At 74.3% G+C, this 14,483-nt stretch carries 9 protein-coding genes; 5 read left to right on the top strand and 4 right to left on the bottom strand.

Features of this window, described 5'->3' with window-relative positions:
- Positions 1-23: 23 nt before the first annotated feature.
- From AB0D08_RS26605 to AB0D08_RS26595, 3 genes are all read right to left on the bottom strand, one after another.
- The gene (locus AB0D08_RS26605) at positions 24-1,979 is read right to left on the bottom strand and encodes a hypothetical protein (protein WP_359892233.1); all 1,956 of its coding nucleotides are present in this window, start codon (positions 1,977-1,979) and stop codon (positions 24-26) included.
- Positions 1,976-2,821: a protein phosphatase 2C domain-containing protein gene (locus tag AB0D08_RS26600; RefSeq protein ID WP_149038451.1), complete on the bottom strand. Its 846-nt coding sequence runs from the start codon at positions 2,819-2,821 to the stop codon at positions 1,976-1,978. The genes AB0D08_RS26605 and AB0D08_RS26600 overlap by 4 nt, the downstream gene beginning before the upstream one ends.
- A gap of 155 nt (positions 2,822-2,976) precedes the next feature.
- On the bottom strand, positions 2,977-3,660 hold the full coding sequence (locus tag AB0D08_RS26595; protein WP_033823407.1) for a VWA domain-containing protein: 684 nt from the start codon (positions 3,658-3,660) through the stop codon (positions 2,977-2,979).
- A 214-nt stretch (positions 3,661-3,874) separates the two neighbouring features.
- Here AB0D08_RS26595 and AB0D08_RS26590 point away from each other — a divergent pair, with 214 nt between their 5' ends.
- Together AB0D08_RS26590 and AB0D08_RS26585 are read left to right on the top strand one after the other, a co-directional pair.
- Entirely contained in the window at positions 3,875-6,223 is a 2,349-nt protein-coding gene (locus AB0D08_RS26590) for a helix-turn-helix transcriptional regulator (RefSeq protein WP_359892230.1), read from the top strand.
- Positions 6,224-6,282: 59 nt separating this feature from the next.
- On the top strand, positions 6,283-7,338 hold the full coding sequence (locus AB0D08_RS26585; protein WP_359892228.1) for a DUF6801 domain-containing protein: 1,056 nt from the start codon (positions 6,283-6,285) through the stop codon (positions 7,336-7,338).
- 39 nt (positions 7,339-7,377) lie between these two features.
- On the opposite strand, the gene AB0D08_RS26580 is transcribed toward AB0D08_RS26585, so the two are convergent.
- Complete coding sequence (locus AB0D08_RS26580; RefSeq protein ID WP_359892225.1) at positions 7,378-10,650, bottom strand: BTAD domain-containing putative transcriptional regulator; 3,273 nt, start codon at positions 10,648-10,650, stop codon at positions 7,378-7,380.
- A gap of 202 nt (positions 10,651-10,852) precedes the next feature.
- On the opposite strand from AB0D08_RS26580, the gene AB0D08_RS26575 reads away from it, so the two are divergent.
- The 3 genes from AB0D08_RS26575 (at position 10,853) to AB0D08_RS26565 (ending at position 14,410) form a co-directional block, all read left to right on the top strand.
- Positions 10,853-11,983 carry an NAD(P)/FAD-dependent oxidoreductase gene (locus AB0D08_RS26575; protein WP_359892222.1) on the top strand — a complete coding sequence of 377 codons (1,131 nt, stop codon included), beginning with the start codon at positions 10,853-10,855 and terminating at the stop codon, positions 11,981-11,983.
- Positions 11,984-12,003: 20 nt separating this feature from the next.
- On the top strand, positions 12,004-13,548 hold the full coding sequence (locus tag AB0D08_RS26570) for an FAD-dependent monooxygenase (RefSeq protein WP_359892219.1): 1,545 nt from the start codon (positions 12,004-12,006) through the stop codon (positions 13,546-13,548).
- 391 nt (positions 13,549-13,939) lie between these two features.
- Positions 13,940-14,410: a hypothetical protein gene (locus tag AB0D08_RS26565; RefSeq protein WP_359892216.1), complete on the top strand. Its 471-nt coding sequence runs from the start codon at positions 13,940-13,942 to the stop codon at positions 14,408-14,410.
- Positions 14,411-14,483: the final 73 nt, after the last annotated feature.

Raw genomic sequence — 14,483 nt, 5'->3', positions numbered from 1 at the left:
TCCGCTGCGGGCGGCCCGGGAGGTCAGCGCCAGCGCCAGCAGACGGTGTAGCCGAAGGCCGGGTAGTCGCCGGACCGCCAGTAGGTGGAGCCGCTGGTGCCGCAGAACGCCGTGTCGTACGGGGTGTTGGTGCGTCCGGTGACGTAGACGTTGGAGGCGCCGCAGCTGCCGACGTTGGTGAAGGTGGAGCCCGACTTGAGCAGGCATTCGTTGACGGTCGCGTAGCCGGCGTCGTCCGGGTAGTTCATGGACAGGCACAGCAGGACGTCGAGGCCGGAGTGCCCGGCCGTGGGCATGGAACGCCAGTAGTTGTAGTGCGGCCAGTTGTCGCACTTGGTGTGGTCGGCGGTGCCGCGGTAGACCGCCAGGACCTTGAAGTTGCCGGTCTGGCAGGACTGCGTCGACCAGGCGTCGGCCCCGGCGGTCCCGAAGACGCAGTCGCCTTGGCGGGCGTGGTAGGCGGTGCCGCCGGAACTCTGGTAGCTGAGGCACAGGACGCGGTCGTACAGGGTGGACGAGACGCTCTCGTCGTTGTCGGTGACGTTGTCGCAGCTGTTCAGGTCGGTGCTGCCGGTGTTGATCCGCACGACCTTGAACGCCCCGGAGGTGCAGTCGGTGGCGGTCAGGTCGGCGTGGCCGTCGGTGCCGGATTCGTAGAAGCAGTCGCCGACCTCTGCGGTGGCAAAGGGGCTGGTCGGCGTCGGACTCGGGGTCGGCGTCGGCGTTGGTGTCGGGGTCGGGGTCGGGGTGTCCGGGGCGGAGGTGGTCTCCGCCGGCTGGGGTGCGGGGGTCCACGCGGGGAGGTGGGGGGCGTACGGGGTGTGGGAGCTCGCCGCTCGGGCGTCGGCGCCCGCTCGGGAGGCGTCGGCCTGCGAGGAGTGCTGGTTGCTGACGATCACCAGCAGGAGTGCCACGCCGGCGGCGAGGGCTCCGACCGCCTTGCCGAGCTTGGCCGCAGCGGAGGTGGGCGGTTTCGGTGTCCCGGTGGCGCCGGGCGGCCTGGGTGTCCCGGTGGGGGTGGTGGGCGGTCGACCGGTGCCGGGGCCGCCGGTGGGCCGCCTCGGCTGCCGGGGAGCCCTCGGTGTGGTGCTGGTGGACGCGCCGACCGCGACCGAGGCGAGCCGTTCGGCCCACACGTCGGGGGTGGGCCGTCGCGCCGGGTCGGGGTCGAGCGAGGCGCGGGCCAGGTCACCGAGCGCGGGGCTGATCGCGCCGAGGGCGGTGGGCTCGGTGGTGGTCTGGTCGCGGGCGAAGATCCGGACGGCGAGCAGGGCGAGTTTGTGGACGTCGCTCGCCCGGGTGGCCCGCTCCTCACCTGCGGGGACCTGCCAGTCGGGGGTCTCGGCCTGCGGCAGTGCGCTCGCACCGTGCAGGCGCATGGCGTCGCAGTCGATCAGGAAGCACCCGGGGTCGGGTGCCAGGCTGAACAGCAGGTTCTTCGGGGAGACGTCGCCGATGGTGACGCCGAGCCGGTGCAGGCGGTCCATGGTGGCCGCCAGGTCGGCGAGCAGGAGCAGCCGGTGCCGGTCGCTGACCGCCAGTCCGATCCCGGCGACGTAGGCGTCGTCGTTGAGGAGGTACTCCATGGTCGCCAGCCGCCGCGACCCGGTCTTCGCGCCGGTCAGGGTCCGGAGCATGAAGTGGTAGCGGTCGGGTACGGCGCGCATCAGGAACCCGCAGGTCTGTCCCTGGCGCCGGACCACGGCGGCCGGCCATGCGGTCTTCTCGCAGAGCCAGCGTCCCTGTGCGGCGGTGAGCTTGCCGAGCAGGGCCGCGGCGTTCTCGAGCGCGGCCGCGTCGAGCCGGGGCAGGACGGCGGGGCTGTACTCCTTGTAGACGATCTCCCAGCCGCCGTCGGCGGCGCCCTCGTTGATGCGCTTGTTCAGCACCTGGTGGACGGAGCCCTGGCCGCCCTGCCCGAGTTGGTGCCCCAGGGCCAGGGCGGCGACGTCGACCGGGGCCGCGGGGTCGGTGCTCACCGCGGCCGCGCCTCGTTCCGGGGCCACAGGGCCAGCAGGGTGCGGTCGTCGTCGAAGGTCTCCCGGGTGAAGTCCAGGACGTGCCCGAGCCACAGCGGCGGCGGTGGCGTGCCGAGGTGCCGGGCGAAGTGCGCGCCGACCCGGCCGTCTCCCTCGCCGAGCGGGTCGCCGAAGCCGTCCGTGCCGACCAGCAGCGTCCAGGGTGCCTCCAGCCGCCCGGTGGCCGTTTCGAGCCGGTCGGGGATCAGGGGCAGCGGGGACACCTCATTGGTGACCAGCAGGGCGTCCGTTCCGGTCTTCGAGCCGAACAGCGGCCGGTAGCGGCCTTCGGCCCGGTCGAGGATCCAGGCTCCGGAGTCGCCGATCCGGAAGAGCTCGATGCCCAGGCCCTGGGCGGTGGGGCGGACCGCGCCGGCGACCAGGGTCGTCGCGTACAGGCGGGCCACCTCGGCGGGGCCCGGCTCGGTGATGCCCAGCCGCCACTGGGCGAGCTGCCGCAGCCGTTCGGCGGCGTGCGCGGCGACGTCGGCGGGGTCGAGCGGCCCGGATGTCCGGTCGAGCAGGTGCAGGATCCGCTCGACGGCGGCCCGGCAGGCCTCGACGGCGCCCTGGTGCGACTCGGAGGCGCTGGAGACGCCGTCGGCGACGGCGAACACGATGCTGTCGGTGGCTTCGTGCACGGCCGCCCGGGCCGCGTCCTGGCGCGGCTGGCGGTAGTAGCGGTGCTTGGCGCCGCGTACCGAGGCGAACCGCAGGGTGAGGGCGTCGGTGGACCAGCCCTCGCACTCGCTGTCGGGGAAGTCGAAGGCGTACTGGCTGGGCGGGCGGGCCTCGAACTCCATGCCGGCGACGCCCACCGTGATCCGCTGCCACGGCGCCGGACCCGGCTCGGACGGCGCGCGCGGCGGCGCAGAGGGGGGCGGTGGCGGTGTGAGCGGCCCGAGCGGGTGGCCGGGTGCGGGTTCCGGGTGGGCCGGGTTCTCCCGGCGGCCCGGTGTCACAGGCCGACCTCGTCGATGGCCATGGTGAACTGGTCCGGGCGGTTCACGACCAGCTGCGGGTTGGACGAGTTCAGGGCGTGCCCCGAGGCCACCAGGCTCGCGGTGAGGGAGTGGAAGAACTCCGAGATCGCCCGGCCGACGTCCGCACCGGACTTGGCGATGAAGGCGAACTCGGGCCGGGTGGCGACCTCGACCATGGTCTGTGCCTGCGCGTCGCCGATGCCGCAGGCGATGATGTTCGGGGCGGCGGGGGTCCGGCCCCGGTCGGTCAGGGCGGCGTGCGGCCCGTGCCAGGCGCTTCCGTCGGTGGGCAGGCCGTCGCTGAGGAAGAACACCACCGGGCGGTGCACCTTGTAGCCCTCGCCGCGGAGCCACTGCACGTCCGAGGGGATCCGCTGCAGCAGGTCGTCGAAGACGGCCCGGTAGTTGGTCATCCCGCGGATCTCCAGCCGGGGCACGGTGGTCTCGGTGCGCATGTCGGCCACGGCGAGCCGGACCTGGACGTCGTCGGAGAAGCCCAGCACCGCCAGCCGGAGCTTGGCCGCGATCATCGGCTCCGCACGCAGCCCCTCGCACAGGGACGCCACGCCGCCCCCCAGTTCGCTCTGGTACGGGGCCATCGAGCCCGACTCGTCGGCCACCACGTAGGCCGGCAGCAGGACGCCCTTCGTCTCCGCCATCAGAAATCCGCCTCCTTCACTTCCACGCACGGATGTCGCGGGCGTGTCCGCCGGGGCCGCAGGCAGGTCCGCCGGGGCCGCCGGACCGGTGGCCCGCACCGCTGATGCTGGCGTCCGGGCGGAGAAGTGCACAGGTCAAAGCACTGGTCATGGATGACCAGTTGTCAGGGTAGGCTCAACGCCTGTTCCGGATCGTGGGGAGAAGGGCCGGGCCGTGGCGGAGACGCTCGGGGGGTTGGTGCGCCGTCTGCGCAAGCAGGCCGGCATGACGCAGTTCCAGCTGGCGGAGCTGGCGCAGCTGGGTGAACGGACGATCGGCAGGATCGAGAACGACAAGCCCTTCGACCACCGGCTCGGGACCGTCGCCCGGCTGGCGGACGCGCTGGATGCAGGTCCCGAGGACCGCCGGCGGCTGACGGCGGCGGTCGGCGGCGCCGAGGAGGTACCGGCGCAGGAGCCGCCCGGTCCCAGGTCCGCACCGGCGCGGGCGCACGGCCCGCTCGCCGACGCCGCCGACGAGTTGGCCAGGGAGAGCAAGCGGCGCTGGCGGCGCGAGGAGGCCCAGCACCGGGTGCACCACCCGTTCGCGCTGCCGGTGCGGTGGCGGCAGGTCCCCGCGGGCGTGTCCGACCGGTCGGAGAACACCCAGCGCCTGGCCCCGGGTGACACCTCGTCCGAGGTGGACCTGAGCGGCGACCTGCGCCGCGTGGCCGAGGTCTACCGGCGGATCCCGTCCGGGCGGCTGGTGGTCCTGGGCCGCGCCGGCTCGGGCAAGTCGATCCTGGCGATCCGGTTCGCGCTGGACCTGCTGGACGCCCGGGCACGGTCCGAGCGGGTGCCGGTGATCTTCAGCCTCGGCTCCTGGGACCCGACCGCCGTCGCCCTGCGCGACTGGCTGATCGCCCGGCTGCTGCGCGACTACCCGCATCTGGCCCGCCGGGTCCCGAGCGGGAAGTCGCTCGCCGCGGACCTCCTCGACGACGATCTCATCCTGCCGGTCCTCGACGGATTCGACGAGCTCGCGGAAGGCTTACGCGGCGAGGCCCTCGACGCGCTCAACCTCTCCCCGCTGCCGCTCGTCCTGACCAGCCGTCACGGCGAGTTCACCGAGGCGGTCCGCTCGGAACACGCACCGCTCGCCTCGGCCGTCGTCCTCGAGCTGCGCGACCTGACCCTCGAGGACCTGCGCAACTACCTGCCCCGGACCGATCCCGCGTTCCCGGACCTTCCCGGTCCCGAAGAGCCCGGCGCGACCTGGGACACCGTCCTGGACGAGGCGCGGCTCTCGCAGAGCGCGGGGGGCGCAAACCTCGCCGCCGCCCTGAGCACCCCGCTGATGATCGCCCTCGCCCGGACGATGTACAGCGACACCCCCGACCGCCGGCCGGACGAACTGCTGGACACCACCCGGTTCCCCGACCCGCACGCCATCGAGGAGCACCTCCTCGCGGGCTTCGTCCCCGCCGTCTACCGGCGCCGCGCCCCCGAACGGCTCGACAACGGCCGTCCCCACCGTGCGCAGTGGGACCCGGAGCGCGCCCAGCGATGGCTCGGCTACCTCGCCCATCACCTGGTCCGGCTCGACCGCGAGCGGCAGGACCTCGCCTGGTGGGAACTGGGCACCAGCATGCGCCGTTCCTCGCGCACGCTCATCGTCGGATTCCTGGCGGGACTGGCCTTCGGCGTCACGACCGCCGTCGGGAACCTGCCGGTGGACCTGGTCGCGACCTCGCACGGGCTGAGGTTCGCGATCGTGCGCGGGCTGGTGGTCGGCGTCCTGCACGGGCTCGCGGCCGGACTGCTCTTCGGGCTCGTGTACTGGTACGCCTCCGAACGCGAGGCCTTCAAACCGTCCCCCGTACGGATCAAGCTCTCGGGCGGGACCAGGCAGACCCGAGGGAACGCCCGCGCCAGGTTCATGGTCGGGGTGGGGTGCGGGCTGGCCGCCATGGCCATGCTTGTCCTCATCGACGAGGGGGTCGTCGCACCGCTCGGGCTCGGGGACGGCCAGCGCGGCGACAGGCTCCTGACCGGGCTCGTGTTCATCCCCGCGATCGCGCTCGCGACCGGGCTGGTGTTCGCCCTGATCGCCGTGCTCGAAGCTCCCGTCAGAACCGAATCCGTCGTCAGCCCGGCCGGCCTGCTGGACATGGACCGCCGCAATGTGGCCTTCCACCTCGTCACCTGGGCACTCGTGATCGGGCTCCTGGTCGGGCTGCTCAACGGGATCGTGTACGGGCCCGTCCGCGGACTCGAGGTCGGCACCGTGTTCGGGCTCGAAGCCGCCTTCGGCGCCGGGCTCGGGTACGGGCTCAGCCTGACCGCCTGGGGTCAGTGGGTGGCCCTTGCCCGCATCTGGCTCCCGCTGACCGGGCGGCTGCCCTGGGCCCTGATCGCCTTCCTGGACGACGCCCACCAACGAGGTGTACTCCGCCAGGTCGGCGCGGTCTACCAGTTCCGCCACGCCCGGATCCAGAGCCACCTGAGCCGGGCATTCCAGGAGCGTCACGAGCCCCGCCGGCCGGGGCCGTCGGCCGGCGGTGACCCGGCCCGGGCCACCTGACGGGAAGCCGTGCAGATGTGCAGTGGAGGGTGATGGTGATGGTGAGGGTGAGGGGGAGCATGAGTGCCAAGTACGGTGCGCGAAGCACCTGGATGAGGGCCGTCGTCGCGGTGGCGACGGTCTGGGGAGCGGCGAGCGCGATGGTGGGCGTCCCCGGGGCCGGAACGGCGGCCGCGCAGCCGGCCTCTCCGGCGCTGCGGTACACCTGCACCTTCCCGACGATCGGCGCCCAGCCCATCACCGCGCGGATCTCCACGGACATCCCCAGGTCGCTCGCGGTCGGCGAGGCCAGCCCGCCGTTCGCCATCAACGCGGCGGCCACGGTGGACGCGTCCTTCACCTTCGGGCTCCGCTACATCCTCGGGGTGAGGATCATCGAGGGCTCGCTGGACGCGCAGACCACCGTCGGCGCGCCCCAGGGCAGGATCGGCGTCCCCGTGCGCCTCACCATCACCAAGGCGAACGTCCCGGCGTCCGGTTCCTTCGACATCCCGGCGACCGGCACCGCACCGACACTCACCTTCACCCAACCGGGCAGCGCGAAGGTCACCGCGGGCAACTTCACCCTGCACCTCGTACCGGAGGACGCGAACGGCAAGGTCACCGACCCGGGCAGGACCGACGTGCCGTGCACGCTGAACTCCGGGCAGGACAACGTCGTGGCGACGGTCGACATCACGGCGCCGAGGACGACGCCCGGCCCGGCCACCCCGGGAACGCCCGGCACACCCGGCATACCCGGCACACCCGGCAGGCCGACAGCAGCCCCGGTGACCGCCACACCCACCGGCCCGACCGGTTCACCCCTGTCCGATCCGTCCGACGCCTCCGGCACCGCGACCGCCACACAGAGCCCCACCGGCTCCGCCGGCCCACCCGCCTCCGACGGCTCCGCCGGCGCGACCGCCGTGCCCACCGGTACTGCGGCACCGGACCCGACGAGGTCCACGGTCAACGCTGCGGCGCCGACCGGCGCCACGACCGGCGGGCCGGGCACCGGCCGCGTGCTCCTCCTCCTGGCGGGCATCCTCGCCGCAGCCGCGGCGATAGCCGTAGCCGCCGTCCGCTTCGGCCCGCGGCTGAAGCGCCGACACACGCCCAGCCACCGCTCCTGAACCGCCCCGGGCACCGGGCCCCGGCCACCCGTCCGCCCGTCAGAGGGTGAGCGGGGCCCGGCGCAGCCGGGCCGGGTCGGCCTCGGCCGCGGCCGTCCTCCCGTCCAGCTCCCAGCCCTTCCCGTACGCCGCCGCGAAGGCTTCCTCGCCCAGGGCGGCACGCGCTCGTCGGGTGAGCTCGCCGACCTGCCGGTCGGTGCGGTCGTGGGCGCCGCGCAGCCGGGAGGCGGCGCCGAGCAGGACGGCCGACTCGTGGTGCCGTCCGTGCGTCTCGGCGAGTGCGGCGGTGTTCACGGCCACCAGCGACAGGATGGGCAGGTCCCGGGTCTGCAGCGCCGCCGCGTACGCGTTCGCCAGTGCCGTCTCGGCGGCGGCCGGGTCGCCGGTCTCCAGGTGCAGCGACGCCCTGGCGTTGGAGAGCAGCGTCCGGGTGTGGTCGCCGGGGAACGGGGAGTCGCCGTCCAGGTTCCGTTCGGCTCCGTCGAGCAATTCCCGTGCCCGGTCGAGGTCGCCGAGCCGCACCCGGAAGACGGCCTCCCACGCGTCGACCAGGACCTGCATCTGCGGCGAGTTGGCGCGCAGGGCCCGCTCGCGGGCCGTGTGGATCGTCGTGGTCACCAGGTCGGTGTCGCCGCGCCGCAGGTGGAGGTCGATCCAGCGCAGGTCGTCGAACACCTCGTCGCCGAGGTTGAGCGGGCCGAACTCCGCTGCCAGCGACCGGGCTTCGCGCAGGTCGGCGAGCGCGCCGTCGAGGTCGTCGTCGTACTGCCGCAGTTGGGCGCGCATCGGCAGCACGTTGGCCTGGCCCCAGCGGTCGCCGGTCTGCCGGAAACAGGCGAGGGCCGATGCCACGTCGGTGCGCGTCCGGTCGAGGTCGCCCGCGTTCTCGGCGAACCGGGCCCGGTACATGCGGGCCAGCCCGGACAGCCACACGTCCTCGCCGTCGGCCAGGCGCTCGATGATCGCGGGCGTGCTCTCCGCCTCCTGCCGGAACGTGGGTGGGAAGGCGGCGAGCGCGCCGTACGGGCCGGGCAGTTCCGGGGACGCGAGCAGCCGGTCGGTCAGCTCCCGGATCGCGGCGTGGTCGGCCGCGGTCCCCTCGGCGGTCGTCCCTGACCGGAGGTGGGCCCGGTTGAGCAGGTGGATCACGCGGGCGCAGTCGCGGTCGGGTGCCGGGCCGCCGCCGGGTACCGCCAGTGCCTCGCCCAGCCAGTAGGCCGCGTCGGTGTGTCGGCCGCACATCTGCCAGTACCAGGTCAGGTTCAGGGTGAGGGCGAGCGCGCCGGGTGCGTCGCCGGTGTCGCAGCGGCGGCGCAGGGCGGCGAGCGTGTTGTCGTACTCGGCGCTCACGACTCTTACCGCTGCGAGCTGGCCGGGCCCGCGCAGTTGCGGGTCGTGGCGGGCCATCAGCTCGGCGAAGTGGCCGGCGGCCAGGTCGCGGACGGTGCCGAGGTCGCCCGTGTCGGCCAGGCGGTCGGTGCCGTACTCGCGCAGTGTCTCCAGCATGCGGTAGCGGCCGGGGTCGGGGGCGAGCTGCAGCAGGGACCGGTCGACCAGGGCCGCGAGCAGGTCGGGGACATCGGCAGCCGGCACGGCGGTGCCGGCGCAGAGCGCGGTGGCCGTGGCCGGTGTGACGCCGCCGGGAAGGACCGAGATGCGTTCGGCGACCGTGCGTTCCTGTTCGCCGAGCAGGTCCCAGCTCCAGGCGATGACCGCGCGCAGCGTGCGGTGGCGGGGCAGCGCGGTCCGGCTGCCGGTGGTGAGCAACCCGAACCGGTCGGACAGTCCGTCGGCGAGTTCCGGCAGCGACAGGGTCCGCAGCCGGGCCGCGGCCAGTTCGAGGGCGAGCGGCATCCCGTCCAGGCCGCGGACCACCTGCCGGATCGCGGGCAGTGTGGTCTCGTCCACGTCGAAGCCGGGGCGGACGGCCGCGGCCCGTTCGGTGAACAGGCGTACCGACGCCGCCTGCCGGGCCTGTTCGACGCCGTCGTCCGGCCCGGGCAGGGTGAGCGGGCCGAGGGGCACCAGCGCCTCGCCGTCGACTGCCAGGGGCTCGCGGCTGGTGGCGAGCACCCGCAGTCCGGGGCAGCGGGACAGCAGGGCGGTGACCAGGTGGGCGACGGCGTCGATCAGGTGCTCGCAGTTGTCGACGAGCAGCAGGGTCTCCCGGCCGCGGAGCCGGTCGACGAGGACGTCCAGCTCGTCGCCCCCTGTTCGGGTCCGGGTGTCGAACACGGCGCCGGCGCGCGGCGCGGTCGCGGCGAGCAGGGCCGAGCCGACCTTGGCCGGTTCGGTGACCGGGGCGAGGTCGATCATCCAGGCGCCGTCGCGGTACTCGTGGCGGTGGCGGCGGGCGGCCTCGACGGCGAGCCGGGTCTTGCCGGCGCCGCCGGGGCCGAGCACGGTGACCAGGCGCCCGGTGGTGAGCCGGGTGGCGATCCGGGCGAGGTCCTCGTCGCGGCCGATGAGGCTGGTAAGCGGTGCGGGCAGGCTGTCCGGCCCGGTCGGCGCGGCGTCGGTGGGCGGGGCGGACCGCGCGGGGTCGGCGGGCCGAGCGGGCGGCTCGGCGTGCAGCAGGCGCCGGTGGCGTTCGCGCAGGGCGGCGCCCGGGTCGGTGCCGAGGGCGTCGGCCAGGGCTTCGCGGATCTGCCCGTACCGGGCCAGGGCCTCGGCCTGGCGGCCCTGGGCGGTGAGCGCGTCGATGAGCAGCGCGGCCGCCCGTTCGTGGAGCGGCTGTTCGGCGAGCAGTGCGGTCAGCCGGGCGGCGGCCGCGTCGGCGCGGCCGAGGGACAGCTCGGCGTCGGCGAGGTCGGCGACGGCCTCGACCGAGGCGTGCGCCAGCCGGGTCGCGGCGGTGGGTGCCACGGCGGCGACGGCTGCGGGTTCGGTGCCGGGGTGATCGCCCCACAGCGCCACGGCTTCGCCGAGCGCTGCCGCCGCAGCGCTCGGGTCGCCGGCGCGCAGGCGGTCGCGGCCGGCGGCGGCGAGCCGCTCGAACCGCAGCGCGTCCACGTCGGCGGCGTCCACGTCCAGCCGGTAGCCGCCCGCGACCTGCGCGACGGCGCGGGCCGATCCGAGGGCCCGGCGCAGCCGCGAGACGAGGGTGTGCAGGGCGTGGGCGGGGCCGGCCGGCGGGGTGTCGGCCCAGATCGCGTCGGCCAGGACACCGGGTGCGACCGGGCGGCCGCCGGCGAGCGCCAGCCGTACGACCAGCGCCTGCAGGCGCGCCCCCGGTACGGGCAGGGCGGCGTCGCCGCGGGTCGCCCGGAAGGTGTCGAGCAGCGTGAGGCGAAGCCGCGTGTCCCCGTCCATCCCCCGATCCTCGCGCGCGCACCCGGGTGTCCCCAAATCGGCGCGGTGTCCCGGCTGTTCCGGCAGGCCGTACGCGGGGCGGCGGGTGTCAGTGGCGTGTGTGCCCGGTGTGAGCGGGCCGCGTCAGTCTCTGGGTGCCCGACGTTCCAGCGGCGGCCGCCCGAGCACTCCGGGCGGCCTCGATCCCGGGAGGGACACCACCATGCACAGCCCTGTCACGATCATCGGTGCCGGAATCGGGGGCCTCGTCCTGGCCCGCGTCCTGCACGTCCACGGTATTCCGGCCACGGTCCACGAGGCCGAGTCCTCCCTGACGGAGCGAACCCAGGGCGGAATGCTCGACATCCACGACTACAACGGGCAGCTCGCCATCGAGGCGGCCGGCCTGATGGACGAGTTCCGTGCCATCGTCGTGGAGGGCCGCCAGACGCTCCGGGTCCTCGGGCGGGACGGGACCGTCCTGTTCGAGAAGGGCGACGACGGCACGGGCGGCCGCCCCGAGGTGCAGCGCGGCGAGCTGCGGCAGATGCTGATCGACTCGCTCCCGGCCGGCACCGTCCGGTGGGGCCGCAAGGTCACCGGTGCCCGTGCCCTCGGCGATGGGCGTCACGAGGTGACGTTCGCGGGCGGCGGGACCGTCGTCACCGACCTGCTGGTCGGCGCGGACGGGGCGTGGTCGCGGGTCCGGCCGCTGCTCTCCGACGCCGTACCCGAGTACGCCGGTAGGTCGTTCGTCGAGGTCTACCTGTTCGACGCCGACACCCGGCACCCGGCCGCCGCGAAGGCGGTCGGCGGCGGGTCGATGATCGTGCCCTCGCAGGGCAGGGAGATCTTCGCCCATCGGGCACGCGGCGACACCCTGCACACGTACGTGACGCTGACCGAGCCGCAGGAGTGGTTCGCCGCCGTCGATTTCACCGATGCGGCCGCGGCGGCCGAGCGGGTCGCGCGGGAGTTCGACGGCTGGGCGCCGGAACTCACCGCGCTGATCACCGACGGCGACACCGCCCCGGTCCTGCGCCCCCACTACACCCTGCCGATCGGGCACCGCTGGGACCGGGTGCCCGGGGTGACCCTGGTCGGCGACGCCGCCCACCTGGTCGCCCCGAACGGCGAAGGCGCCAACCTGGCCATGCTCGACGCCGCCGAACTCGGGACGGCCATCGCCGCGTACCCCGACGACGTCGAGGCCGCGCTCACCGCGTACGAGCAGGCGATGTTCGTCCGTCCCACCGAGGAGGTCGTCTTCGAAGGCGCCGCGGTCCTGGGGATCGACTCTCGCGACAACACGGCCCGGGGCCCGACCGACCTGATCACCGGGACCGGCCGATGAGCCGTCAAGGAGGAGATCTCGTGCATGACGTCGTGATCGTGGGCGCCGGCCCGGTCGGCCTGTTCCTCGCCTGCGAGCTCGGCCTCGCGGGCAGCTCGGTCGTGGTGCTCGAGCGGGAGCCGGAGCCCCGTTCCCCGTGGAAGGCGGAACCGCTCGGGATGCGGGGCCTGTCCGCCGCGTCGGTCGAGGCGTTCCACCGCCGCGGGATGCTGCACCCGCTGCTCACGGCCTCGGGCCTCCGCGACGACCCCGGCACGGCCTCGGCCGCGGCCCCCGGCACCGACACCGACACCGATGTGCCGGCCTCCCCGCGCAGCGCGGGCCACTTCGCCGGCATGATGCTCGATCCGGCCAGGGTCGACCTCGCCGCCCTGCCGTTCCGGCTTCCCGGCCCGGCGGCGGAGGGCGTGATGACGAACCTCGAAGCGATCGAGACGGTGCTGACCGAGCGCGCATCCGAGCTCGGCGTGGAGATCGTTCGCGGTGTCACGGTGTCGGCCGTCACCCAGGACGACGACGGCGTGGTCGCGCTGGCCGGCGGGCACGAGTACGCGGCGCGCTGGCTCGTCGGCTGCGACGGCGGACGCAGCACGGTGCGCCGGCTCGCGGGCTTCGAATTCGTCGGCACCGAGCCGCAGTTCACCGGCTACGCCGTGCTCGCCACCGTCGCCGACCCCGAGAAGCTGCGCCCCGGGTTCAACCCCACACCGACCGGCATGTACCTCCGCACGCACGTGCCCGGGCACATCGGCATGATGGATTTCGACGGCGGCGCGTTCGACCGCTCGCAGCCACCGACCCGCGACCACCTCCAGGCGGTCCTGCGCCGGGTGTCGGGCACCGACGTGACCTTGACCGAGGTCCGTCTCGCCTCGAGCTTCACCGATCGGGCGATGCAGGCGACGACCTACCGGCAGGGGCGCGTGCTGCTCGCGGGCGACGCCGCCCACATCCACTCCCCGCTCGGGGGCCAGGGACTCAACCTCGGCCTCGGCGACGCCGTCAACCTGGGGTGGAAGCTCGCGGCGTCCCTGCACGGGTACGCGCCGGACGGCCTGCTCGACACCTACACCCGCGAGCGCCACCCGATCGGCGCGCAGGTGCTCGACTGGTCGCGCGCCCAGGTGGCGGTCATGCGGCCGGACCCGCATGCCCGGGCGATCCAAGGGGTGGTCCGGGACCTGCTCGCGACCCGGGCCGGAACAACCTACGTGTTCGAGCGGACCTCAGGATCGTCCTACCGCTACGACCTCGGCAACGACCACCCGCTGACCGGCCGCAGCGCCCCGGACTTCCGCCTTGCGGACGGCACCCGCCTCGGTGACCTGATGCACGACGGACGAGGCGTCCTGCTCGACTTCGGCGCCGACCGGGCCCTGCACGGTCCGGCGCTGGGCTGGCAGGGCCGGATACGGTACGCGGTCGGCCCGGCGAGGGACGACCTCGGCCTGGGCGCCGTACTCGTCCGGCCCGACGGCACCGTCGCCTGGGCAGGTGACCGCGACCCCGATCGCCCGGCGTTCGAACGGGCCGCCGACCGGTGGTTCGGCCGCCCGGACAGCTGAAGCAAGCACCCCGTTCCCGGTCGTCCGTCGGAACAGGCTCAGGCTGCGGTCCGGGAGCAACAGCGGGGGCCGGCCGGGCGGGCGGCGAGCACCGGGGCACTGCGAAGTGGGCCTGCCGCGCGCCTGGGTGGTGCAAGCCGTCCCCCGCGTGCCCCGGGACGCCGCAGCATCCCGGCTGGGACGTTCGGCAGCGGTGGGGCCCGATCGGGGTAACCGTCTAGCCCAGTGGGGTGGCCGGACGGGTCCGGGCTTGGCGCGGGTGTACGGCGTTCGCGAGGGTCGCACTGCCTCGGACCGCGCAGACGGCTCGGTACCCGCCCCGCCCCGGGGCGGCGTACGGGAGCCTGCGACCGAGGACGTCGCGTCCGGTACACGAGAGAGGAACCCGCCCATGGGCGACAAGCAGCTGTTCGCGGACATCGTCGGCGCGTTGGGCCAGGACGACTGGGGGGCCGTCGGTGCGGCGGTCGCTCCGGTCCAGGCGCGCACGTGGACGGTCAGGGTGCGCAGGCTCGGGCCGGTCGTGGACGCGGCGATGTTCGAGACCGCTTTCCCCGCCGCACCCGGCGCCTCGGGGAAGGCAGGTGGTCCCGGCAGCGTCGAACTCGCAACCGGCGGTGTCACGATCGGCCGGGGTGAGTCCATCTCCTCCCGCGTCCTGGGCGATGCCCTTCCCGGGGCGCGGGACGACGACCGCGACGTGCCGACGCCCGGCGCCGCCTACGCCCGGACGGGCGCCGCCGCTCTCCAGATCGCCATCCCGTACGCCGCCGAAGGCGCCGACGGAACGCAGGCCGCCAAGGTCTGCGTACACCTGACCGACGTCACGGTCTCGGCGCTTAGGGCCTGTGTGATGTCGTGATCATTCTTCGGGTTCTGCCCTCCCTTCGGGGCAGAACCCGGTAGGAATGTTGACCGTGACGCGCAGGCAACTC

The organism is Kitasatospora sp. NPDC048540, from assembly GCF_040651175.1.
In the GTDB taxonomy this organism is placed as follows: Bacteria; Actinomycetota; Actinomycetes; order Streptomycetales; family Streptomycetaceae; genus Kitasatospora.
Note: the sequence above shows the minus strand (reverse complement) of the source record. Positions and strands in the feature narration are given on the sequence as shown.